The 22,773-nt window shown below is 58.9% G+C and carries 21 protein-coding genes and 1 tRNA gene; 13 read left to right on the top strand and 9 right to left on the bottom strand.

What is annotated here, in order from left to right:
* Window positions 1-52 precede the first annotated feature (52 nt).
* From KZ772_RS06720 to KZ772_RS06690, 7 genes are all read right to left on the bottom strand, one after another.
* Complete coding sequence (locus tag KZ772_RS06720) at window positions 53-2,314, bottom strand: alpha/beta hydrolase-fold protein (protein ID WP_290539041.1); 2,262 nt, start codon at window positions 2,312-2,314, stop codon at window positions 53-55.
* Window positions 2,315-2,360: 46 nt separating this feature from the next.
* Entirely contained in the window at window positions 2,361-3,173 is an 813-nt protein-coding gene (locus KZ772_RS06715) for an SDR family NAD(P)-dependent oxidoreductase (protein ID WP_290539040.1), read from the bottom strand.
* A gap of 22 nt (window positions 3,174-3,195) precedes the next feature.
* Window positions 3,196-4,305, bottom strand: a complete 1,110-nt coding sequence (locus KZ772_RS06710) for an AraC family transcriptional regulator (protein ID WP_290539039.1) — start codon at window positions 4,303-4,305, stop codon at window positions 3,196-3,198.
* Window positions 4,306-4,412: 107 nt separating this feature from the next.
* Window positions 4,413-5,588, bottom strand: a complete 1,176-nt coding sequence (locus KZ772_RS06705; protein ID WP_290539038.1) for a low temperature requirement protein A — start codon at window positions 5,586-5,588, stop codon at window positions 4,413-4,415.
* 61 nt (window positions 5,589-5,649) lie between these two features.
* Window positions 5,650-6,276 (bottom strand): isochorismate family cysteine hydrolase YcaC, encoded by a 627-nt coding sequence (gene ycaC / locus KZ772_RS06700; RefSeq protein WP_290539037.1) that lies wholly within the window; start codon window positions 6,274-6,276, stop codon window positions 5,650-5,652.
* Window positions 6,277-6,344: 68 nt separating this feature from the next.
* Entirely contained in the window at window positions 6,345-6,551 is a 207-nt protein-coding gene (locus KZ772_RS06695) for a pirin-like C-terminal cupin domain-containing protein (protein WP_290539036.1), read from the bottom strand.
* Window positions 6,552-6,809: 258 nt separating this feature from the next.
* Window positions 6,810-7,220 (bottom strand): pirin family protein, encoded by a 411-nt coding sequence (locus KZ772_RS06690; protein WP_290539035.1) that lies wholly within the window; start codon window positions 7,218-7,220, stop codon window positions 6,810-6,812.
* Window positions 7,221-7,331: 111 nt separating this feature from the next.
* Here KZ772_RS06690 and KZ772_RS06685 point away from each other — a divergent pair, with 111 nt between their 5' ends.
* Window positions 7,332-8,237: a LysR family transcriptional regulator gene (locus tag KZ772_RS06685; protein ID WP_290539034.1), complete on the top strand. Its 906-nt coding sequence runs from the start codon at window positions 7,332-7,334 to the stop codon at window positions 8,235-8,237.
* Between the two features lie 94 nt (window positions 8,238-8,331).
* Window positions 8,332-8,805 carry an NYN domain-containing protein gene (locus KZ772_RS06680; RefSeq protein ID WP_290539033.1) on the top strand — a complete coding sequence of 158 codons (474 nt, stop codon included), beginning with the start codon at window positions 8,332-8,334 and terminating at the stop codon, window positions 8,803-8,805.
* Between the two features lie 176 nt (window positions 8,806-8,981).
* Here the strand turns inward: KZ772_RS06680 and KZ772_RS06675 are convergent, their stop codons facing one another.
* On the bottom strand, window positions 8,982-10,256 hold the full coding sequence (locus tag KZ772_RS06675; RefSeq protein WP_290539032.1) for a bifunctional O-acetylhomoserine aminocarboxypropyltransferase/cysteine synthase: 1,275 nt from the start codon (window positions 10,254-10,256) through the stop codon (window positions 8,982-8,984).
* Window positions 10,257-10,328: 72 nt separating this feature from the next.
* Window positions 10,329-10,709, bottom strand: coding sequence for a nucleoside diphosphate kinase regulator (gene rnk, locus KZ772_RS06670; protein ID WP_290539031.1), 381 nt, complete (start codon window positions 10,707-10,709; stop codon window positions 10,329-10,331).
* A 393-nt stretch (window positions 10,710-11,102) separates the two neighbouring features.
* Here rnk and KZ772_RS06665 point away from each other — a divergent pair, with 393 nt between their 5' ends.
* From KZ772_RS06665 to KZ772_RS06615, 11 genes are all read left to right on the top strand, one after another.
* Complete coding sequence (locus tag KZ772_RS06665; protein WP_290539030.1) at window positions 11,103-12,455, top strand: wax ester/triacylglycerol synthase family O-acyltransferase; 1,353 nt, start codon at window positions 11,103-11,105, stop codon at window positions 12,453-12,455.
* Window positions 12,456-12,525: 70 nt separating this feature from the next.
* Window positions 12,526-13,044, top strand: coding sequence for a CinA family protein (locus KZ772_RS06660; RefSeq protein WP_303760342.1), 519 nt, complete (start codon window positions 12,526-12,528; stop codon window positions 13,042-13,044).
* A gap of 269 nt (window positions 13,045-13,313) precedes the next feature.
* Complete coding sequence (gene recA / locus KZ772_RS06655) at window positions 13,314-14,351, top strand: recombinase RecA (RefSeq protein ID WP_290539028.1); 1,038 nt, start codon at window positions 13,314-13,316, stop codon at window positions 14,349-14,351.
* A complete protein-coding gene (locus KZ772_RS06650; RefSeq protein ID WP_290539027.1) occupies window positions 14,344-14,811 on the top strand; it encodes a regulatory protein RecX in 468 nt (155 codons plus the stop codon). The genes recA and KZ772_RS06650 overlap by 8 nt, the downstream gene beginning before the upstream one ends.
* A gap of 232 nt (window positions 14,812-15,043) precedes the next feature.
* Window positions 15,044-15,811 (top strand): sulfite exporter TauE/SafE family protein, encoded by a 768-nt coding sequence (locus KZ772_RS06645; RefSeq protein WP_290539026.1) that lies wholly within the window; start codon window positions 15,044-15,046, stop codon window positions 15,809-15,811.
* A gap of 175 nt (window positions 15,812-15,986) precedes the next feature.
* Entirely contained in the window at window positions 15,987-18,587 is a 2,601-nt protein-coding gene (gene alaS / locus KZ772_RS06640) for an alanine--tRNA ligase (RefSeq protein ID WP_290539025.1), read from the top strand.
* A gap of 93 nt (window positions 18,588-18,680) precedes the next feature.
* A complete protein-coding gene (locus KZ772_RS06635) occupies window positions 18,681-19,907 on the top strand; it encodes an aspartate kinase (RefSeq protein ID WP_290539024.1) in 1,227 nt (408 codons plus the stop codon).
* A 211-nt stretch (window positions 19,908-20,118) separates the two neighbouring features.
* Entirely contained in the window at window positions 20,119-20,307 is a 189-nt protein-coding gene (gene csrA, locus KZ772_RS06630) for a carbon storage regulator CsrA (protein ID WP_062817490.1), read from the top strand.
* Between the two features lie 103 nt (window positions 20,308-20,410).
* A tRNA-Ser gene (locus tag KZ772_RS06625) sits at window positions 20,411-20,500 on the top strand.
* 224 nt (window positions 20,501-20,724) lie between these two features.
* Entirely contained in the window at window positions 20,725-21,759 is a 1,035-nt protein-coding gene (gene pyrC / locus KZ772_RS06620; protein ID WP_290539023.1) for a dihydroorotase, read from the top strand.
* A gap of 3 nt (window positions 21,760-21,762) precedes the next feature.
* Window positions 21,763-22,767 carry a GTP-binding protein gene (locus tag KZ772_RS06615; RefSeq protein ID WP_290539022.1) on the top strand — a complete coding sequence of 335 codons (1,005 nt, stop codon included), beginning with the start codon at window positions 21,763-21,765 and terminating at the stop codon, window positions 22,765-22,767.
* Window positions 22,768-22,773 lie beyond the last annotated feature (6 nt).

Below are 22,773 nucleotides of genomic sequence, written 5' to 3'. Positions count from 1 at the left end.
CCAGGATGGAACCTGTGCCAGCGCCTCGCAATGCGAGACGCTGGTAGATGGATCAGTGAGCGACAATGCCCTGATTGGTGCCCGTGGTCAGGCTGATGGAGCGCCCGTCACTCAGCCAGAGTGTGGCGGGACCATCGGAGGTGAGTTCGTATTCGAATTGCCCGGACAGGCAGGTGGCAGTCACATCCAGCGTGCCCTGGTGAAGATTCTCCAATGATCCGGTCAGAACGGGGTTGGCGGGTAGGGATTCGGTTGGGCTCAGCCCTCGATGGCTGCCTACCCAGGGCAGCACTTCGGTGCCGCCTTCCAGCACGACTTTCTCCACGTCAAACTGCTGTATGCCGCAGGCATGGCTAGTGAGATCCACTTGCACGGCTTCCTGGCTTCTCCCGGCTAGGTCCATGAGCCAGTAGGCGCGATCATGCCGAATGCCATATTCCGGGTAGAAGTTCGCGGGTTCAAAGCGGTAACGCACGGTGGCCGGGTTACCCTGCAGGGAACGATCAGTAATGTACCGGGCTTCCTTGCTCCACTGATCGATCAGGATATATGTCAGGTGTTCGGCGACGGGGTGGAGGTAGAACTGATAGGGCATCTCGCCTTTCAAGAGCTGCTCTTCCAGCCCCAGCGCGGTGGTGACATGCACGATTTCATCGGCGCCGCCATACACATGGGCGAAGGGGATGTGCTGCAGATTTCCCACGTAATCATAGACATTATCCACAGCGCCGATGGTTGACGCTTCCTGTGCTTCGTGGATCGGGGTCAACGCCAGTGTCAGTTGGTCCTCGAGACTGACAATATCGCCGACGATGGGAATGTCGTTGACCAGGCTGTCGAGGAGACTGCCAACCACGGGAATCGCGCCGTCGTTGATCAGTTCATGGGTCAACGGCAGGTTTAGCACGCTGCCGGTAAAACCGACCCAGTTGACGCCGGCAGCGTAATCCTGGGGATAGAGCGATGCCAGTCGCATGGCTCCATAGCCGCCCATGGAATAGCCACTGATCACTCGCTTGGTGGTATCAATGGGATAATGACGTTCCACGTCTTTCTGTACGTCGCGCACATCTCTTTCCGAAATATCAGAAAAGAAGCCGCGCGGGCCTCGGCCAAGCGGGGCAGCCAGGATGCGATTCTGATCTTCGGCAAAGGCGGTCTGGAAGTTTGGCTGATTGATCTGACTCGCATGATTAGCCTCACAACCATGCAGGACCATCTGCAGGCCGTAGGGTCCCTCTCCCTCCGGCACATAGAAACCGTAGGGTTGATAACGCCCCAGATAGTGGAAGTACTGCTCACAGGGAATATTGGTATCTCCGTGACGGCCGGGAATGCCGTGCATGGATACGCCTTCACCGGGGGGAAGCGTGTACTCGGAGGTATAGACCCGTTGCTGGAAACCTTTGACGTCAGCCGGGGGTTGATTGACGCGATTCTCCAAGTCGGCCCGTTCCACGGTGTGGCCAAATTCGGAAATATCGCCATTCGCCAGGACCCTGGCCTGGATGTCTTCCCAGAAGTTCCCGCCATCCGGGAGGATCTGTTCTGGTAGCGCACCGGCACGGGCCAATTCGTGGGGGCCGCGGAAGGCCACATTCATGACCGTGCCGTTGGCCTGGGCAACCACCGCCTGAAGTCGCCAGGTGGGGCTGTCAGGCACAGGAATGCTGCCCGACAGGGTGTTGTTGACCGGATCACCCTGTTCGAAACGATAGAGCGTATCCCAGCCATCACTGCGAATACCCAGGTTGTCCCAGTCGCCGCCGCCGGTGGCGCGGTCGTTATCCGTATCCATGGCCAGTAGCGCGATGGCATCGTCGCTGCCATAAAGGGTATTGAGCTCGAAGGTAACGTTGAGTGCATCGCCATCCAGCTTGAGCGTCAATTTGGCCAGGTCCGCCGTATTTTCCAGTCCGCTTGGGTAACGTTGGTCGCCTGCTGTAGGGGAGAGCAGCCCGGGTGTGGTCGCTTGAGGGTTACCGAACCCGCCTGCGCGGCTCAGCAGGTTGACCAGATCAATGCCGTTGCTGGGAGAAATGCCGATCAAGCCGGTATCGGCACCGTAATCATCGTAGATATAGTCACGGTAAATCAGGGCACCGTCGCAGAGTTCCACGGTGCCTGCCACCCAGCTGTCCCGCTCACAGGACAGCGGTGCCACGGGCTGTGTGGGGCTTGGTATTTCACTGGCTGGTGGAGTATCCGGCGTGTTGCTCGCCGTGGGGGCAGGCGGTGAGCTGCTGCCACCACCGCCACAACCTGCTGTCAGCAAAAACGCTGTGAGGAGTGTGAATCCTTTCGGGTAACTCATGATTATTATCCTTTTTGCTTGAATGTCGGTTAGACCCTGAGGCTCCTTAACTCACGCTCCGTCCCTCATTGAATTTGTATAGGATCCAGGAGGTAAAGCGGGGAGGGAGAATGCGAAAAAATGTAACCATGCGGTTAATGCCAGGCAGGGCCTGTCGTTTTTTCTTTTCAATAGCATGAATGGCACAGAGGGCGACCCTGTCAGCGTCCATGGCAAAGGCATCAATACGATCGCTGATAGAGCCCTTGGTCTGGTTTTCCGTCGTGAGCCCCATGGTGTTGTAAATTTTCGTGCGGGTAATGCCCGGGCAAAGTGCGCCTACATGGATGTTGTGTGGAGCGAGCTCGTGGGCGAGGGCGTGGGTAAAGGCCAGGACATACTGTTTGCTGGCGGTATAGGCGGCCAGTTGTGGAACGGGAACAAAGGCACCAATGGAGGCCACGTTGAGAATATGTCCCGGTTGCTGACGGGCGATCAGTGAGCGGGAAAACACGCTGCACAGTTCGGTGAGTGCCTGGATATTGAGATCCAATACATTGCGCACTTTGCGGGTATCCAGATCCTTGTGATTACCCAAGAGGCCGGATCCGGCATTATTTACCAGAATGTCGGGGAAGAATGACCTTTCTTGCAGCGTCTGCATCAAGCCTTCCACCGCGCCGTCGGCGGTTAAATCAACGGCAATGCCGGTCAGTTTGCCCGGACCGGTTGGCAAGTCCTGTTCCAGTTCGCTAATTTCCTGTGGCAACAGGGTCGCCACGATGACATGGGCACCACGCTCGACCATGAGCCGGGTGATTTCCTTACCGATGCCGCTGCCACCTCCAGTGATCAATGCAGTGTGATTGTTCCAATCCATAAATTGTCCTAATGAGTTGACGTCAGCGGGGTTGCGACAGGGTGCTTTCCCGGTAGCGGCTGGGCGTTTGTCCTGTCTGTTTCTTGAACCAGCGAATGAATGACTGGCTTTCGGTGTAGCCCAGTGCTAGGGCGATGTCTTCGATGGTTCGATTGCTTTCTGACAGCGCATCAATCGCCTGGGTAAGAAGAACCTGGTCGTGCAAGGTGCGGTAGTTGATGTGTTCTCTGGCCAGTTGCCGGTGCAGATGGCGGCTGCTGATACCGAGCGCTTGCGCCAGGTTCTGCTTGGAAGCGCGTTTCGACAGGAGCAACGACTTCATCGTCTGATAGGCGACGTAGTAAAAACCCTTATCGACCTGTGCGGCTTCCAGTGACTGGGCATGCCGCTCCAGGGAATGCATCAGATCGGGGTCGGCGCTGCTGAAGGGGTGCGTCAAGGCTCTGGGGTCGAGAGCCAGGGCATTCTGGTTCTGGTTATAGCGAACCCGGCAGCCGAAATATGATTCGATTTCTTCTCTCGCTCCCTGTGTGGATGGGGCATCATGTTCGAATTGAACCTCAAGCAGCCATGGGTAGTCGGTGGGTTTGAGCAATGCCTTGGTGCTATGCAGTACAGCGAGCATGAATTCCGTGGCATGTCGCTGGAAGGTGGGATTCAGGGTGTTGGCGGACCAGCACCACAGGCTGCGCCCCGGCTCTTGCAGAAGTCGGGTTTTTCCCAGACCGCTAATGAGATGCTCGTAACGAATACAGACAAGTATGAAATTCTGAAGATTCTGGCAGGCCTGGCGAATGTAGCCGACCACGCCAAACCCCTCCGGTTTGACTCTCTGGCCAAGATGGAAACCGAACAGTTCATCACCGGTTTCATCCAGGCAATGTCCGAGCAGTTTTTCCAGCACCAGGGCGGGCACGTCTTTTTGCTCTTCCAGCAAGGTGTCGGCCCGGTACCCCTCTCGTAGCAGCAGGCTGTCCAGATCCAGCCCCATGGCTGGCAGGTTCAGGGACAAATGCCTGAGAAGAGCGACGTTGACAGGCAGCAGCGAGTAAATGGGAGGGGCATCAGTCATGGGGAAAGAATGGGGCAGTGCCCCCTTGTCATTGTTGTTAGCACCGTGCGACAGCGACACGGTTGTCCAAAATATAGTCAGTCTCCATCAGGATAGCAGGGGCCAAAGTGGCCCCCGAATAAACATTTCAGGCCCTGCGGGCCAACAGAAACAAAAATGAAACGTTTCTAGTGACTATTTTTGCGCATTACCACCACGGTTTCCTGAATGGCCACCAGAACCAGGATCAGGGTGGTGGCCACTGCGACCGCCACAGGCGGTACATGGAAAGCGGCAACACAAAGAATGGCGAGAAGCCCCAGCCCAATGTAATGGGAAAGCGGGTGGCCGTTGAACACCAGCCATTTGAACAGGATGTTGGCAATCAGATAGAGCGCCGTACCGCCAATCATGGCGACCATGGTGCCGATGCTGGTGTGCCCATGGGGGTGAGCGAGAACGAACTCGTCCGCGACGGCAACCAGGATAATGGCGATGATCAGGAGCAGGTGCACATAGGTGTAAATGACACGACCCAGATGCCCACTGTTATCACTGTGGGAAATGACATCGCTGGCACGTTCAGCGCTGAGGCTGAAATATAACCACCACATGGCCACGGTGGTCACAAAGGCACTGACAAAAGCGGTAATGGTGGCGCTGTCCCACTGAGTCCCGGCAAAGGTATTACCCGTCACCAGCAGGGATTCGCCCAGCGCAATGATCAACAGCAGCCCGCAGCGCTCTGCCATGTGCGCACCGGAAATGTCCCATTCCTTGCTGTCTGAGCGCCCCAGGCCCGGGACGGCGAAAGACACGGAGGCGGACAGGTATTCAATGGCGATGGCCAGCCCCCACAGAAGGGTGCGAAGGGTGTCATCCTGGAAGGCGCCAATGAGCCAGAATACGCCGGATACGGCGAACCAGACCGTCATGCGGATAAAGCCGCGGTGCAGGTCCGGGCGGTGCTTGCGACTGCACATGCAGATAAAGACCGTCCGGCCAATCTGCATGGTCACGTAACACACGGCAAAGAGTAGACCATGCTTGCCAAAGGCCTCGGGTATCGAGATGGAAAGCCCCATGCCCAGTAGCATCAGCGCGAACAGCATGAGACGAACCGGCACCGTTTCCGGATCAAGCCAGTTGGTCACCCAGGTGGTAAATACCCAGACCCACCAGACCGCCAAAATGACCAGCATGCCCTGGAGTACCCCGTAAGGGGTGAAATGGGCAATCAGCAAATGGGCACTTTGTGTAATGGCATAAACAAAGACCAGATCAAAAAACAGCTCGGAAAAAGAGACCTTGTGCTCTGCATGACTGCCTTTGGGTCTGAAAAGCCCGAGGCGCGCGGTTTCCATGTCCACTCCTGTGGCTATCGGGGGGGAAAGAAAAAGGCCCCGCGAAGCGGGGCCGGCGGGCTTACTTCCCTTCGGTGAGGGTGAAGTAGCTGGTCATCAGATTACGGTAATCCGGAATGTGGTTGGAGAACAGGGTTCCCAGCCCTTCGATGTCATTGCGCCAGTCACGGTGCAGCTCACAGGCGGTGCCGAACCAGGTCATCAGCTGGGCGCCGGCTTCGGTCATGCGTGTCCAGGCCGCATCACGGGTCATGGGATTAAAGGTGCCGGATGCATCGGTCACGATGAAGACTTCAAAATCTTCTTCCAGTGCGGACAGGGCAGGGAAGGCCACGCAGACCTCGGTCACTACACCAGCGATGATCAGCTGCTTCTTGCCGGTGGCTTTGACAGCGTTGACGAAGTCTTCGTTGTCCCAGGCATTGATCTGGCCCGGACGTGCGATGTACGGCGCATCGGGGAAGATTTCTTTCAGTTCGGGGACCAGCGGGCCATTGGGGCCATCTTCGAAGCTGGTGGTCAGAATAGTAGGCAGGTTGAAGTACTTGGCCAGATCGGCCAGTGCCAGCACATTGTTCTTGAACTTGTCCGGGTCAATGTCCCGAACCAGTGACAGAAGGCCGGCCTGGTGGTCGACCAGAAGAACGGCAGCGTCGTCTTTGCGAAGGCGATTGTATTGCTTGCCCATGGTGAGTCTCCTTGGTGAAAGAGGGCTTTCATGCCCCGGTTAATGTCGCCAATTCATATGGCGGGAAATCATTTACGATCTATTTTTCCGAAGGTGCCGCTATTGAAATCGCGGACAGCGTCGCGAATTTCCTGTTGTGTATTCATCACAAAGGGTCCGTAGCCGACGATGGGCTCTGCAATGGGCTCGCCACTGAGGATGATGAGTATGCGGGCCGGCCCGTTGGCCTCCAGACAAAGGTGCTGTCCCTTGGGAGAGCAGGGCCATCTGGGCATCACGCATTACGGTGTTGCGATTGATTTCAACGGTCCCTTTGAGCACCACAACCGCGCTATGCCAGCCTTCCGGTACTTCCAGTTCGGCGATGCCGTTGCTGTTCAGTGCCAGGTCCCAGACATGCATGGGAGTAAAGGTGTTGGCGGGTCCGGTTTGTGACTGATAATCCCCGGCTATCACCCGGAGCGTGCCGGCCTTGTTGGGCAGCTGGACAGCAGGGATGCTTTGATCCGTGATGGCCTGATAGCGTGGCGGCGTCATCTTGTCTTGTCCCGCGCGGGCAGATTGACCCATAACTGAACCATTTCCAGTTCTCCGCCAGACTCGGTAAAAGCGTGAGAGTGGAATTCTTCATGGAGGATGCCGGCACCAGCGGTCATCCACTGGACATCGCCCGGGCCTATGATGCCGCCTTCGCCGGTGGAATCCTGGTGGGCAACCTCGCCCTTGTAGACGATGGTCACCGTCTCGAAGCCCCGATGCGGGTGCTGGCCGACGCCCCGGGGTTTGCTGGCTGGCGGGAAATGGGCCGGACCGGCATAGTCGAGCAGCAGGAACGGGCTCAGCTGTTTTCCATGGCTGTCGTAGGAAAACAGCGAGCGAACCGGGAAACCGTCGCCCACCCAGTGGGGGTTGGGCGCGGAGTAGATGCCAAGAATCTGTTTCATGATTTAGCAAGTATCATCAGGATTTTCTAGATGGTATTGCTGGGACATTGGGCTGTGTAGTAGGCAAAAAAGTCTTATAGTGTTCCATCAGTGAGACAATAGCGTTCGAATATGCAAAACCTTAATGACCTCTACTACTTCGCCCAGTCGGTCACCCATGGTGGTTTCGCCCCGGCCAGTCGCGCCATTGGTGTGCCCAAATCCAAACTCAGTCGTCGAGTAGCGGCGCTGGAAGAACGGCTCGGGGTGCGATTGATCAACCGATCGACCCGGCGCTTTTCCATTACCGAGATTGGCGAAACCTTCTACGAGCATTGCAAGGCCATGCTGGTGGAAGCGGAAGCGGCACAGGAAGCGATTGACAGTGTGCAGTCCGAGCCGCGCGGGGTCATTCGGATGACCTGCCCGATCACATTGCTGCACGTGCATATCGGCGCCTTTCTGGCAGATTTCATGGCTCGCTATCCAAAGATCACCATCTCTCTGGAAGCCACCAACCGTCGGGTTGATGTTCTTAATGAAGGGATAGATGTGGCGGTACGGGTTCGTCCGCCACCGCTGGAGGTAAAGGATCTGGAGTTGAAAGTGCTTTCTGATCGCGGACTGGCTCTGGTAGCCAGTCCTGCCCTGATCGAAAAGCATGGCACCCCGGCAGCCCCGGCAGATTTGCATGATTGGCCCAGTCTCAGTCTGACCACCACACAGACGGAGCATCGCTGGGTGCTGAATGGACCGGACGACAGCAAGGCAATTATTCACCATCAACCCAAACTGGTGACAGACGACATGATTGCCCTGAGACGGGTAGCCATGGCCGGTGTCGGGGCTGTGCAGCTACCGGTTCTGACGGTGCAGGAGCAGCTAGAGAGTGGAGAGCTGGTTCATCTGCTGCCGGATTGGCAACCTCATCGGGATATTATTCATGTGGTTTACCCTTGCCGCAGGGGCATGCTCCCGGCAGTGCGTACCCTGATAGATGAACTGGAAAATTACTACATCTCCTTTGACGAGGAATGAACGCCTCGTTATTCGACACTTTCCGTGCAGGTGTCTTTTCTTGTTGTGCCGAGCATTGGGGCAAGAAAACGGCCTGCCGATCTGGAGTCATGGCATGACCCGCATCGCAGTCTTCGCCGACGTTCAGAACATCTATTACACCACCCGCCAGGCCTATGGCCGCCAATTCAATTACCGCGGTCTCTGGAAACAGCTTTCTGAGCAAGGTGAAATTGTTCATGCCATTGCCTATGCCACCCATCGTGGTGATGACGGACAGACCAAATTCCAGGATGCCCTCAAGCACATTGGTTTCACCGTAAAGCTCAAGCCCTATATCCAGCGCAGCGATGGTTCCAGCAAGGGCGACTGGGATGTGGGCATTGCCGTGGATGTGATGACTCTGGCGCCGCAGGTGGACACCGTGGTGTTGCTATCCGGTGATGGTGATTTTGATGTGCTGCTGGAGCGCATCAACGTTGCCCCCGGTGTGCGAACAGAGGTTTACGGGGTGGAATCGCTGACGGCGCGTTCCCTGATCGACAGCGCCTCGGCGTATCACCCGATCGGCGACGACCTTCTGTTGTAGGGAGGCATCTTGCTGGCGCGTGTATTCTGTTGAGATGAGGGGCGGCGAGCCGGGCTGAATGGTACTGATCTTCAGCGGTGGCAGGTACCGTTGAAGCTTCGCTTTGCGAGCAAAGCTCCAACGGCGCTTCTGAGAATTTGCCTGTCATTACCGGTGGTGCCGCGTTATGCCTTGTTTTAGCGTGCGGCGTCCAGGGCCTGGCTGATGTCTGCCAGGATATCGTCAATGTGCTCGATACCGATGGACAGGCGCACCATTTCGCGGCTGACGCCGGCGTTGGCCAGTTCCTTGTCATCCAGCTGACGATGGGTCGTGGAGGCCGGGTGACAGGCCAGCGAACGGGCATCGCCGATGTTCACCAGTCGCAGGATCAGTTGCAGCGCATCAATGAATTTGGCGCCGGCTTCCTGCCCGCCCTCAATGCCGAAGCTGAGAATCCCGGACGCGCGACCATTCATGTATTTTTGCGCCAGTTCATTGTCCGGGCTTTCCGGCAGACCTGCGTAGTTCACCCAGTTGACCTGGGGGTGGTCGCGCAGGAACTCGGCAACTTTCTGGGCGTTTTCGCAGTGGCGATCCATGCGCAGCGGCAGGGTTTCGATACCCTGCAGAATCAGGAAGGTATTGAACGGGCTCAGGGCCGCGCCGGTGTTGCGTAATGGTGCCACCCGGGCACGGCCGATGAAGGCCGCTTCACCGAGGGCTTCGGTGTAGACCACACCGTGGTAGGACGGATCGGGTTCGTTCAGTACCCGAAAACGCTCTTTGTGTTTGGTCCAGGGGAATTTCCCGGAATCCACAATCACCCCTGCAACGGAGTTGCCGTGCCCGCCCATATATTTGGTCAACGAGTGGACCACGATATCCGCACCGTGCTCGATGGGCCGCCACAGGTAGGGCGTGGCCACGGTATTGTCGACGATAAGTGGTACGCCGGCCTGATGGGCCACTTCGGCCAGGCGTTCAATGTCGACAATATTGCCGGCGGGGTTGCCCACAGATTCGCAAAAGACGGCCTTGGTGTTGTCATCAATGGATGCGGCAAGCGCATCGAAATCATCATGGCTGACAAAGCGTGCTTCAATGCCGCGGCGCGGCAGGCTGTGCGCAAAGAAGTTGTAGGTGCCACCGTAGAGTTTGCTGGTGGTGACGATGTTGTCGCCGACTTCGGTAATGGTTTCCAGCGCATACTCGATGGCGGCCATGCCGGAGGCCACCGCCAGGGCGCCGACGCCCCCTTCCATGGCTGCGACCCGTTCTTCCAGCACCGCATTGGTGGGGTTCATGATGCGGGTATAAATATTCCCGGGCACCTTCAGGTCAAACAGATCCGCACCGTGCTGGGTGTTGTCGAAGGCATAGGACGTGGTCTGGTAGATCGGCGTCACCACCGCCTTGGTGGTGGGGTCCACCTGAAAGCCGGCACGCACGGCAAGGGTTTCCATCTTCATGAGCAGTCCTTGTGTTGTTGTATGAGTGAGTCAGTGTCAGAGCGTATCAAACTGTGGTCTGGTTATCCGGCGTTATGTCCGGCTTACTGACAGCAGCTGTAACCGCAAAAAATGTCCCTGGTGAGGCCAACGTATCTCGTCACCCACCTTCAGGCCCAGCAGGGCCGCTCCGGCTGGGGTAAGAATGGAAATGGCGTCGCTGACGATCTGTGTCTCGTGGGGCAGGGTCAGTACCCGTTCGTGTTCCTTGCCGCTGGCTTCATTGCGAAACCGCAAGCGGCTGCCCAGGGTTACCACGTCTTCCGGCATGGCATCAGCCTCAACAAACTGGGCGCGGGCCAGTTCATTGTAGAGATAATCGATCTGATCCGAGTCGCCCTTGAAGTTATCCAGCACGGCAAAAAGGCGATCACGGTCGGCGGTGCTGACGGTGATCGGGGGTAGCGTATTCATGGTGTTCTCCTGACGGTGTTAATGGTGTGTTTGCCGGGGGCGCCGAACCCCCGGTTTCCGTCGGGTGTTCGGCGTCAGGAGAGAAAGGCAGGGGTGCTCGCAACCAGGGCGAAAGCGCTGGCAGTGCGGGACGGGGTCGGGCCGTCGGAGGCATCAATTACTGTGCGAACCGGGTTCATGGTGCGAGATTAGCAGAGCCGGATATTTTGTCCAGTGTTCTCCAGGCCCCGGGATGGTTGGCGTCGAATAAGTAAACGGCTGTGCCTTGGCCAATAACCAAAAGCAACGAATCTCATAATGCTGTTTTGTCTTGAATATGGATGATTTGGCTATTGGCAGATTTCTCCCGCAGGATGAACCTTGCCTGTGGCACATAACAATAAGGAGATCGGGATGGCGCGAAAATTATCCATTATGGATTCCGGCTGGCTGATGATGGAAACCCGCGAGACGCCCATGCATGTGGGGGGGCTGGCCCTGTTCGCGGTGCCGGAGGATGCCCCTAGCGACTACATGGAAAGCGTCTATCGCTACATGGTTGAGGTGGATGGGGTGTGCCGGCCCTTCAGTCAGAAGATCCAGTCCCGCCTGCCGGGTCGGCTGGATGCGACCTGGGTGGACGACAAGAATTTTGATATCGATTACCACGTGCGCCATTCGGCGCTGCCGCGTCCGGGGCGGGTGCGGGAGTTGCTGGCGCTGGTGTCGCGCCTGCATGCCCAACGTCTGGATCCGAGTCGGCCCCTGTGGGAGAGCTATCTGATCGAAGGGTTGGAAGGCAACCGCTTCGCCCTTTACACCAAGATGCACCATTCTATGGTGGATGGCATGGCCGGTATGCATCTGATGCAGTCGCGCTTTGCCTCCAGTGCCGATGAGCGTCTGCCGGCACCCTGGTCCGGGGAGTGGGACAGCCGTAAAAAGCCGCGTAAGAAAAACGTGGCCGTGGCCGCCAAGGCGGGTGTGCTGGATGGCATGGGCAGTGTGCGCCGGGGTGCCGGGCAACTGGTGGATCTGCTGCGTTTGCCCAAAGAAAGCAACGTGAAAACCATCTACCGGGCTCCGAAGACAGTCCTGAATCGTCGCGTCACTGGCGCCCGCCGATTTGCCGCCCAGTCCTGGTCGCTGCCGCGTATCAAGGCTGCCGCAAAAAAGCACAACGGCACCGTCAACGACATTTTTCTGGCCATGTGTGGTGGCGCCATGCGTCGTTACCTGGAATCGCTGGATGCCTTGCCCGCGGAGCCGCTGGTGGCTCAGGTGCCGGTGTCACTGCGTAGCGCTGACCAGGCCGAAGGCGGCGGCAATGCCATCACCACAGTGCAGGTGAGCCTGGCCACCCACATTGCCAGCCCGCTGGGGCGGCTGGTTGCCATTCAGGAATCCATGCAGGCGGTGAAAACCCGTCTGGGTGAAATGCAGAAGGCGGATATCGACGTCTATACGGTGATGACCAATATGCCTCTCTCGCTGGGGCAGGTGACGGGCCTGTCGGGCAGGGTCAGCCCCATGTTCAATCTGGTGATCTCCAATGTGCCGGGGCCGAAGGAAACCCTGTATTTCAACGGCGCGGAGTTGCTGGCCTCTTACCCGGTGTCCCTTGTGCTGCACGGTTACGCGCTGAATATCACCGTGGTGAGCTACAAGGACAGCCTGGAATTCGGGGTCATCGGTTGTCGCGATACCCTGCCGCACATCCAGCGTTTCCTGGATTATTTCGAGGCCTCGCTGGCAGAGCTGGAATAACGCGCCTTGGGCGGTGCGGGCGGGCAGTGGTATCTTGCGGGTTCGCTGGCAGGATATTCCCGGAGACACCGTGCATCACGACGACATTGCCCAGGCCGCGCGGCAACTGGCAGAGCAGCTGATACAGCAGTCCATCATGGTGGTCACCGCTGAGTCTTGCACCGGTGGTGGCATTGCCCAGACGCTGACAGCCATTGCCGGTTCTTCCCGCTGGTTCGAGCGGGGCTTTGTAACGTACTCCAATGAGGCCAAGCAGGACATGCTCGGGGTGCAGGCCGCGACGCTGGAGCGCACCGGTGCAGTCAGTGAAGACACGGCGCTGGAGATGGCGCTCGGTGCGCTTCGTCATTCCCGTGGGCAGGTAAGCATGGCGGTGACCGGCATCGCCGGCCCGGATGGTGGCACCCCGGACAAGCCGGTGGGTACGGTCTGGATTGGCTGGGGGCAGCCGAATGGGCATGCCGACGCGCAATGTTTCCATTTTCCGGGTGACCGGAATGCCGTCCGTCAGCAGACTATCCTGGAAGCCATTCGGGGCTTGAATGCGCGCCTGAAGTCGCCACAATCGTTTTCATCCACCGGGCATTGAACGCCTGGTACATCTTGCACGCCTTCCTTGCCAGGCATCGCCGATGCTTCCTGCAAGGGGCCAGGCATGGAAAATCAACGGTTTACCGCACTGATGACGTTGATACCGCATTAGCCTGCAAGCAGCCCCGGCTGGCGGGGTTGCAATGAGCCGCAATAGCTGTTCATAATACTGTCCATATTGTCAGTGCTGACTAAAAGGTCAGATCCGACAAGGCACAATACGGTCGCCGTCAATGAATGACGCACCAGTTAACGGAGAGGGGTCACATGAGCGATAAAGGTAAGGCGCTGTCTGCGGCGCTGTCACAGATCGAGCGTCAATTCGGCAAGGGTTCCGTCATGCGCATGGGCGATCGCAAGCGCGAGCGCATGCCGTCCATTTCCACCGGCTCTCTGGGACTGGACATCGCTCTGGGGATTGGCGGTCTGCCGAAAGGGCGTATCGTGGAAATCTACGGGCCGGAATCCTCCGGTAAAACCACCCTGACTCTCAGTGTGATTGCCCAGGCGCAGAAAAAAGGCGCCACCTGTGCCTTTGTGGATGCAGAGCACGCGCTGGACCCGGATTACGCGGAAAAACTGGGCGTCAATGTGGATGACCTGATCGTGTCCCAGCCGGACACCGGCGAGCAGGCGCTGGAAATCACCGACATGCTGGTACGTTCCGGCGCCGTGGATGTGGTGATCGTGGATTCCGTGGCGGCCCTGGTGCCCAAGGCGGAAATCGAAGGTGAAATGGGCGATGCCCATGTGGGTCTGCAGGCTCGTCTGATGAGTCAGGCCCTGCGCAAGATCACCGGTAACGTGAAAAATGCCAATACTCTGGTGGTGTTCATCAACCAGATCCGTATGAAGATCGGTGTGATGTTCGGTAACCCGGAAACTACCACCGGCGGTAATGCCCTCAAGTTCTACTCCTCCGTGCGCCTGGATATTCGTCGCATCGGGGCAGTGAAACAGGGGGATGAAGTCACCGGTAACGAAACCCGGGTCAAGGTGGTGAAGAACAAGGTATCACCGCCGTTCCGTCAGGCCGAGTTCCAGATTCTTTACGGCCAGGGGATCAACCAGCTGGGCGAAGTCCTGGACCTGGGTGTGCAGCAGGGGCTGGTGGATAAATCCGGTGCCTGGTATGCCTACAAGGGCGACAAGATCGGCCAGGGCAAACAGAACGCCTGTGATTTCCTGCGGGAGAACCCGGCCATCGCCGAGGAAATCGAGCAGGAAATCCGTGCCCGCCTGCTGCCTGATCCCAGTGAGGCTCCGGCTGCCAAGGAAGAGGAAGCTGAAGTCGGTAATGAGTGAACCGCTCACTGAATCCGAACTGCGCCAGCGGGCTGTCAGCCTGCTGGCGCGTCGGGATCATGCCCGCCGCGAGCTGGAAACCAAGCTGCGCAGCAAGGTGGGTGAGCATCCGGCGCTTAACACCGTGATGGCCTGGTGTGAAGAACATGGCTTTATCGATGACCGGCGCTTTGCCGGTTTTTTTGTGCGCTCCCGGATTGAGCGAGGGCAGGGTGCATTGCGAATCCGCCAGGAGCTGCAACTCAAGGGCGTGGACAATGAACTGATTGCCCAGGCTCTGGAGGAGGCAGAGGTGGACTGGTTCGCCCTGGCCCGGGACGTGCGGGCCCGGCGCTTTCGTCAGTACCCGGGCAAGGATCAGAAAGAAAAGGCCCGCCAGCTCCGGTTCCTGCAACAGCGGGGTTTCGATGCTGAGCAGAGCTTTGCTGCACTGGATGGCTCACCGGACGACGAGTTGTAGTTCGTTCCCTCGCACTCCCATCATTACTTTTCATACCTTTACCCCGTTGGAGCTTTGCTCGCAAAGCGAAGATTTCAGCAGGCACTTGGATTCATTCGCCCCTTCGCCTTGCGAGCAAAGCTCCAACGGGGCCGGGTTGTGGTCCAAGGAGCTGGCCACACGATCATTTGTCTCTTGGTTTGAATCCTGTTCAAGGCGTATCCTTCGCTTTTCGGCTTGTGTGAGACCTCCCATGGAATACCTGTCTGATCCCTGGCTGGCGGCGGCCATGCTGGGTGCCGGTGTATTGGCCGGCTTTATCAACACCCTGGCCGGTGGTGGAGGTCTGCTGATCCTGCCGCTGCTGATGCTCAGCGGCATGAGTGCGGCGCTGGCCAATGGCACCATGCGGGTGGGGGTGCTGATTCAGAGCGTGGAGGCAGTGCGCCAGTTCAACAAGCGCGGCACCATGCCGTTCAAGCCGCTGCCGGCAATACTGGTGCCCTGTTTGCTGGGTACGTTGGTGGGTACCCTGGCAGCCTCCTATTTGCCGGAATCCATCCTCAAACCCGTATTGCTGACCACCCTGGTGGTGGTGGCCCTGATCATGGTGTTCAAACCCAATCAGTTGTCGCCGGCAGCGGATGAAGTGCCACTGCAACCCAACGACTCCGTGGCCGGCTGGCTGGGGCTGTTCTTCTGTGGTGCCTATGGTGGCTTTGTGCAGGCGGGGGTGGGCTTTGTACTGATCGCCGTGCTGGTGGGCCAGCTTCGCTATGACATGCTGCGCGGCAACGCCCTGAAACTGGCCATTACCGGCAGCTTCACCGTGCTGGCCCTGGGCATTTTCGTGGCCCGGGATCAGGTAGCCTGGCTACCCGGCCTGCTGGTAGCCGCCGGCACGCTGCTGGGCGTACGCCTGGGCGTGGGCTTCGCCCACCGGGTCTCGCCGAGAGTGCTCAAGCGCATTCTGCTGGTGATGGTGCTGGCGGTATGTCTGGCGGCGGCGATCAAGGGCTAGAGACGAGCTACGAGCTGCTAGCTTCTAGCTGTTAGATTAAAGAAGAAGCTCCTTTTGGTTTGGGTTTTTCTCGCAGCTAGAAGCTAGTAGCTCGCAGCTTACTGAACCATCGCAACCGGGCCTTGGGGGCGGTATACTCGGCGCTCTCTGACAGCCAGCCGATAATGTTTCTCCTATGAAGAGTGCTGAACTACGCCAGGCCTTCCTGGACTACTTTGCCAGCCAGGGACACACCAAGGTGCCGTCCTCCTCGCTGGTGCCCCACAATGATCCCACCCTGCTGTTTACCAACGCGGGGATGAACCAGTTCAAGGATGTGTTTCTGGGCCGTGAGTCCCGGGATTACACCCGTGCTACCAGTTCCCAGCGCTGCGTGCGTGCCGGGGGCAAGCACAACGACCTGGAGAACGTGGGTTACACGGCGCGGCATCACACCTTCTTCGAGATGCTGGGCAACTTCAGCTTCGGCGACTACTTCAAGCGCGAAGCCATCAAGTTTGCCTGGGAATTCCTTACCGGCACCCTGGGGCTGCCGGAAGAGCGCCTGTGGGTCACCGTGCATGTCTCCGATGACGAAGCGGCGGATATCTGGCTGAAGGAAATGGGCGTCAGCGCCGAGCGTTTCTCCCGTCTGGACGAAGACAACTTCTGGCAGATGGGCGATACCGGGCCCTGTGGCCCCTGTTCGGAAATCTTCTATGACCACGGGGCAGACGTGCCTGGTGGCCCGCCGGGTTCCGAGAATGACGATCTGGATCGTTACATCGAGATCTGGAACCTGGTGTTCATGCAGTACGACCGTCAGCAGGACGGCGAGTTGAAGCCACTGCCCAAGCCCAGCGTGGATACCGGCATGGGCCTGGAGCGCATTGCGGCGGTCCTGCAGGGCGTGCATTCCAACTACGAGATCGACCTGTTCCAGGCCCTGCTGCAGGCGGCGGCAAAAGCCACCGGTTGTCAGGACCTGGAAGAGAAATCCCTGCGGGTGATTGCCGACCACATCCGTTCGGCCAGCTTCCTGATCTGCGACGGGGTGATCCCGTCCAACGAAGGTCGTGGCTATGTGCTGCGCCGCATCATTCGCCGGGCTCTGCGTCATGGCCACAAGCTGGGCCAGGACAAGCCGTTCTTCTCCACCCTGGTGGGCGCGCTGGCGGAACAGATGGGCGATGCCTATCCGGAGCTGGTCCGCGAACAGGCCCGTATCGAGAAGGCGCTGCTGGCAGAAGAAGAGCAGTTTGGCCGCACCCTGGCCGCTGGCATGAAGGTGCTGGAAGCGGCCATTACCGAGCTGGACGGCAAGGAACTGCCCGGCGAGGTGCTGTTCACTCTCTATGACACCCATGGTTTCCCGCCGGATCTCACCGCCGATGTGGCCCGCGAGCGGGAGCTGACGGTGGACATGGCCGGTTTTGAAAAAGCCATGGAAGCCCAGCGTGAGCGTGCCCGTGGTGCCGGTAGTTTTGCCAATGATTACAGCGACCGTCTCAATATCGAGGCGGTGACCGATTTCTCCGGTTACGAAAAACTGGCGGACGACGACAAGATCGTCGGCCTGTTCAAGGACGGCGAAGCGGTGGACGCCCTCCAGGCCGGTGAAGAAGGCATGGTGGTACTGGCCAGCACGCCATTCTATGCGGAATCCGGTGGCCAGGTGGGCGACAGTGGTTTCCTGGTGCAGGGCGACAACCGTTTCGCGGTGTCCGATACCAAGAAGCGCCAGGCGGCCCATGTGCACCTGGGCAAGGTGGAAAGCGGCAACCTGAAGGTGGGCGATACCGTGTCCGCCTACGTGGATGTGGAGCGTCGTCGCGCCATCATGCGAAATCACTCCGCCACCCACCTGATGCACGCAGCCCTGCGCGACGTGCTCGGTGAGCATGTGCAGCAGAAGGGCTCGCTGGTGGCCGCGGACTATCTGCGCTTTGACTTCTCCCATGGTGAAGCGGTGAGCGAAGCCCAGCGCGAACAGATTGAGATTTTGGTGAACCGCCAGATTCTGGCCAACACCCCGGTGACCACCGAATTGATGGATATCGAAGCCGCCCGGGAAGCCGGCGCCATGGCCCTGTTCGGCGAAAAGTACGATGATCAGGTGCGCGTGTTGAGCATGGGCAGTGACGGTTTCTCCAAGGAGCTGTGCGGTGGCACCCACGTGAGCCGCACCGGCGATATCGGGTTGTTCCGTATTACCCTGGAAGCCTCCGCTGCGGCCGGTGTGCGGCGCATCGAAGCGGTCACCGGTGAGCATGCCCTGGCCGTGATGCGTCAGCAGGAGCGGGCGCTCAGCGAGATTGCCGCGACGGTGAAAAGTACCCCGGACAACGCCGCCGAGCGGGTGCGCAGCCAGGCGCAGAAAGTGCGCGAGCTGGAAAAGGAAATCGAACGCCTCAAGCAAAAGCTGGCCAGCGGTGCCGGCAGCGACCTCACCGATGAGGTGCAGGAAATTGCCGGCGTGAAAGTGCTGGCGACCCAGCTGGACGGTGCCGATGGCAAGACCCTGCGGGTCACCATGGACAAGCTGAAAGACAAGCTGGGCTCGGCGATTATCCTGCTGTCCGCCGTGGATGGCGATAAAGTGGCTCTGGTGGCGGGTGTCACCAAGGACCTCACCGGCCGCTTCAAGGCCGGTGATCTGCTCAAGCATGTGGCCGAGCAGGTGGACGGTCGCGGCGGTGGCCGCCCGGACATGGCCCAGGGCGGGGGTAACAACCCTGCAGCCCTGCCGGCGGCCCTGGAAAGCGTGAAAAACTGGGTGTCCGAACAGGGGGCGTAAGCTGCGGTCAAGACCACGGCTCAGCCCTCAACATGAAATCCCGGCGCGTTTCTGCTAAGGTTACGCGCTCTTTTTTGCAGATAAAGCGACTTTATGGCCCTTATAGTGCAGAAATACGGCGGTACCTCAGTGGGTACGGTCGAACGCATTCAAGCCGTCGCCGAGAAGGTGGCAGGCTTTCATAAACGGGGCGACCAGGTGGTCGTGGTGGTGTCCGCCATGAGCGGCGAAACCAACCGCCTGATCGAGCTGGCCAAAGGTGTCAGTGATAACCCTTCACCCCGCGAGATGGATGTGCTGGTGTCCACCGGCGAGCAGGTCACCATTGCCCTGTTGTCCATGGCGTTGCAGAAGCAGGGCATCAATGCCCGCTCCTACACCGGCAGCCAGATTCCCCTGCGCACCGACAGTGTCCATTCCAAGGCCCGTATCGAAGAGATCGACGACAAGAAAGTGCGCGCCGATCTGAATGGCGGCAGCGTTGTGGTGGTGGCCGGGTTCCAGGGTGTGGATGCCGACGGCAACATTACCACTCTCGGCCGTGGCGGCTCCGACACCACCGCCGTGGCGCTGGCCGCCGCATTGCAGGCCGACGAGTGCCAGATCTATACCGACGTGGACGGCGTCTACACCACCGACCCCCGTGTGGTGGATAACGCCCGTCGCCTGGACAGCATTACCTTCGAGGAAATGCTGGAAATGGCCAGTCAGGGCTCCAAGGTCCTGCAGATCCGCTCTGTGGAATTCGCCGGCAAATACAATGTGCCGCTGCGTGTCTTGTCCAGCTTCCAGGATGGTCCTGGAACTCTCATTACCGTCGACGACGAGGTTGATATGGAAAAGCCGGTAATCTCCGGAATTGCCTTTACCCGTGATGAAGCCAAAATCATCGTGCGTGGCGCCCCGGATACCCCGGGCATTGCCTACAAGATCCTCGGCCCGGTGAGTGCAGAGAACATCGAAGTGGACATGATCGTGCAGAATGTGGGCAAGGACGGCGCCGCCGACTTTACCTTCACCGTGCACCGCAACGATTTCGCCCGTGCCCAGGAAGCCCTGCGCAAGGCCTCCGACGAGCTGGGCAACCCGGAAATCATTGGCGATGACAAGATCGCCAAGGTGTCCCTGGTGGGTGTGGGCATGCGTTCCCACGCAGGTGTAGCATCCAAGATGTTTGAAACCCTGGCCAACGAAGGGGTCAACATCGAGATGATTTCCACCTCCGAAATCAAGGTGTCCGTGGTGATTGCCGAGAAATACCTGGAGCTGGCGGTACGTGCTCTGCACTCCGCCTTTGAGCTGGATCAGCCTTCAAGCTGATCCACATACTATCAGGTATGTGCAGGGCGACGACCGGTTGGTCGAGCGCCCTTCACGGCGAGACTTACGAAACCGCTTCAGGCATACTACCGCCCCCCGTGCCAGGGGTGGGTAAATGGTCCCGCACCAAGGAGTCGTCAAGGACGGCAACCCGAGAGCCTCAGGTACGGCATGCGCTCACGGAAATTGAAGGACCCCAGGAGGGATCATTATGTTAATTCTTACGCGTCGAGTTGGTGAGACCCTGATGGTAGGTGATGAAGTCACCGTGACTGTTCTGGGTGTAAAAGGTAACCAGGTTCGCATCGGTGTGAATGCGCCGAAAGAGGTTGCTGTGCATCGGGAAGAAATCTACCAGCGGATTCAGCACGAAAAATCACCAGACGGTGAGTCTGCCTGATTTTTGGGCTGTATTTTCTCCGCAAAATCGTTATGATGCGCGGCGAGTTTGGAAACAGGCCAGCAAGAGCCCGAATTCCAGACTGACAGTTTGACCGCATTCCGGAGAGGTGGGTGAGTGGCTGAAACCAGTTCCCTGCTAAGGAACCATACGGGTTACCGTATCGCGGGTTCGAATCCCGCCCTCTCCGCCATATATTCGAAACGCCCCGCACTGCGGGGCGTTTTTCGTTGGAGCCTTGCTCGCAAGGCGAAGCCTCTCCGGTTTCCTCACTCGTGACGCCTCACTGATTAAGGCTCCTACGCAAAAAGCACGCTAACGAGATCCGCTCATACCCACTGGCAAACATTTTCAACCCGCCCGACCCGGCAGTTGCGCTACACTATCCCCCCGAAAAAATTCCGACAAGGTGACGCCATGACTGACACCCTGACCATCGCCCGCCCCGACGACTGGCATCTTCATTTCCGCGACGGCGATCTGCTTGCCGAGACGGTGCCCGCCACGGCGAACGTGTTTGGCCGTGCCATTGTCATGCCCAACCTGACGCCACCGGTGAATACCGTGGCCCAGGCGGACGAGTACCGGCAGCGGATTCTGGCCCAGGTGCCGGCGGGCGTTGCCTTCGAGCCGTTGATGGTGTTGTACCTGACCGATACCACGCCGGTGGAAGAGGTGGAGCGAGCCGCCAAGAGTGACTTCGTGCATGCCTTCAAGCTGTATCCGGCTGGCGCCACCACCAATTCCGACAGCGGCGTTACCGATCCGGGCAAGATTACCCATCTCTACGCGGCCATGGAAAAGCACGATGTGCCGCTGCTGGTCCACGGTGAAGTCACCGATGCGGACATTGATATCTTCGACCGCGAAAAAGTCTTTATTGACCGTTACCTCAATGATATCCGTCGCCAGTTTCCCGGCCTGCGCATTGTCTTCGAGCATGTGACCACGTCAGAAGGCGTTCACTTTGTGCGCGAGGCCAGCGAGCTGACCGCGGCTACCGTGACGCCGCAACACCTGCTGATGAACCGCAACGATCTGCTGGTGGGTGGTGTGCGGCCACACAACTATTGCCTGCCCATTCTCAAGCGACGTCAGCATCAGCAAAGCATCCAGCAGGCGGTGCTGGAAGGCCATGGCCGCTTCTTCCTTGGCACCGATTCCGCCCCGCATCCACGCAACAAGAAAGAAGCGGCCTGTGGCTGTGCTGGCTGCTATTCCGCCCGGGCGGCGCTGCCGTTGTATGCCAGCTTTCTGGAGCAGCACAACGCCCTGGACAAGCTGGAAGGTTTTGCCAGCCACTTCGGCGCGGATTTCTACCGGTTGCCCCGCCATACCGACACCGTGACCCTGGTGCGCAAACCCTGGTCTGTGCCTGAGGTGATTGATGCGGCGGGGGAGGCCATGGTGCCGTTCTACGCCGGCCAGCAACTGCCCTGGTCCCTGGGCTGATTGATGGAACGCTTGCCGGTTGTTGTCCTGAGCGGATTTCTGGGCAGCGGCAAGACCACGATGCTCAACCGCTGGCTCAGCGAGCGTCAGGACCTGGCGGTGATCATCAATGAGCTGGGCGATATTGGTATCGACCAGCACCTCACCGGCCCCGGGCGGGTGCCGGTGACTCTGCTGTCCGGTGGTTGCCTCTGCTGTGTGATACAGGGCTCCCTGTCGAGCACTCTGCGCAACCTTTTCATGGCCCGCAAAAATGGTGAGCTACCAGCGTTTTCTACGCTGCTGCTGGAAACCACCGGCGCTGCCGATCCGTTCGGTGTCACCGCTCCGCTGGAGCAGGATCCCTGGCTGAAGAAACGCTTCTTCTGCCAATCAGTGCTGACCGTGGTGGATGCTGTGGCTGGCGTCCGTAGCCTGGAACGTCACCCGGAGTGGCTGGAACAGATCCACGCCGCCGATGCCCTGTTGTTGTCGAAAACGGAGCAATGCCAGCCGCAAGACCTGGCGGCCTTGAAGGTGCAACTGGCAGCGCTTAACCCCACCGCGCGCATCTACCCGGAACCGGCCCCGGTGGACCTGCTGGCACAGTCCTTTCCCCGTCGTTGCCGGGTCACCGGCAGTTTTGCGCCGGCCCCATCGAGTAGCTCGCTGCTGTCGCCACAGCGACCGGTTCCCCCTCCATCCCGTCATCAGCTTTACAGTGCCTCCCTGCGCTGGGATGGCCTGCTGTCCTGGCCCCTGTGGCAGGCTGCCCTCAAACAACTTGCCGAGCAATGCGGTGATGCCCTGATCCGGGTAAAAGGCCTGCTGCGCGTGGAAGGGCTCGATGGCCCCTTGCTAGTGCAATGGGTGGAAGGACAGGAGCCGGAGTTGGCCCCCCTCAACCAATGGCCCGACCAGGATAGTCAAACCCGCCTGGTGCTGATCGTCCGTCATCCCCAGGCTGACTTTGCGCAACAACAACTGGCACACTGGGAAACCTTGCTGACACAGCTCGCTCCTGAATAGGATCCG

The organism is Alcanivorax sp., assembly GCF_019431375.1.
Classification (GTDB): domain Bacteria; phylum Pseudomonadota; class Gammaproteobacteria; order Pseudomonadales; family Alcanivoracaceae; genus Alcanivorax; species Alcanivorax jadensis_A.
The sequence above is the reverse complement of the archived record's forward strand: the minus strand, read 5'-3'. Positions and strand labels throughout refer to the sequence as shown.

Excerpts from the sequence above, each read along its gene's own strand:
- KZ772_RS06720 (WP_290539041.1), bottom strand. The coding sequence starts at position 2,314 with ATGAGTTACCCGAAAGGATTCACACTCCTCACAGCGTTTTTGCTGACA.
- pyrC (WP_290539023.1), top strand. The coding sequence starts at position 20,725 with ATGACTGACACCCTGACCATCGCCCGCCCCGACGACTGGCATCTTCAT.
- KZ772_RS06685 (WP_290539034.1), top strand. The coding sequence starts at position 7,332 with ATGCAAAACCTTAATGACCTCTACTACTTCGCCCAGTCGGTCACCCAT.
- KZ772_RS06635 (WP_290539024.1), top strand. The coding sequence starts at position 18,681 with ATGGCCCTTATAGTGCAGAAATACGGCGGTACCTCAGTGGGTACGGTC.
- KZ772_RS06680 (WP_290539033.1), top strand. The coding sequence starts at position 8,332 with ATGACCCGCATCGCAGTCTTCGCCGACGTTCAGAACATCTATTACACC.
- ycaC (WP_290539037.1), bottom strand. The coding sequence starts at position 6,276 with ATGGGCAAGCAATACAATCGCCTTCGCAAAGACGACGCTGCCGTTCTT.
- alaS (WP_290539025.1), top strand. The coding sequence starts at position 15,987 with ATGAAGAGTGCTGAACTACGCCAGGCCTTCCTGGACTACTTTGCCAGC.
- rnk (WP_290539031.1), bottom strand. The coding sequence starts at position 10,709 with ATGAATACGCTACCCCCGATCACCGTCAGCACCGCCGACCGTGATCGC.
- KZ772_RS06715 (WP_290539040.1), bottom strand. The coding sequence starts at position 3,173 with ATGGATTGGAACAATCACACTGCATTGATCACTGGAGGTGGCAGCGGC.
- KZ772_RS06645 (WP_290539026.1), top strand. The coding sequence starts at position 15,044 with ATGGAATACCTGTCTGATCCCTGGCTGGCGGCGGCCATGCTGGGTGCC.
- KZ772_RS06665 (WP_290539030.1), top strand. The coding sequence starts at position 11,103 with ATGGCGCGAAAATTATCCATTATGGATTCCGGCTGGCTGATGATGGAA.
- KZ772_RS06690 (WP_290539035.1), bottom strand. The coding sequence starts at position 7,220 with ATGAAACAGATTCTTGGCATCTACTCCGCGCCCAACCCCCACTGGGTG.
- csrA (WP_062817490.1), top strand. The coding sequence starts at position 20,119 with ATGTTAATTCTTACGCGTCGAGTTGGTGAGACCCTGATGGTAGGTGAT.
- KZ772_RS06695 (WP_290539036.1), bottom strand. The coding sequence starts at position 6,551 with ATGCCCAGATGGCCCTGCTCTCCCAAGGGACAGCACCTTTGTCTGGAG.
- KZ772_RS06705 (WP_290539038.1), bottom strand. The coding sequence starts at position 5,588 with ATGGAAACCGCGCGCCTCGGGCTTTTCAGACCCAAAGGCAGTCATGCA.
- recA (WP_290539028.1), top strand. The coding sequence starts at position 13,314 with ATGAGCGATAAAGGTAAGGCGCTGTCTGCGGCGCTGTCACAGATCGAG.
- KZ772_RS06675 (WP_290539032.1), bottom strand. The coding sequence starts at position 10,256 with ATGAAGATGGAAACCCTTGCCGTGCGTGCCGGCTTTCAGGTGGACCCC.
- KZ772_RS06650 (WP_290539027.1), top strand. The coding sequence starts at position 14,344 with ATGAGTGAACCGCTCACTGAATCCGAACTGCGCCAGCGGGCTGTCAGC.
- KZ772_RS06615 (WP_290539022.1), top strand. The coding sequence starts at position 21,763 with ATGGAACGCTTGCCGGTTGTTGTCCTGAGCGGATTTCTGGGCAGCGGC.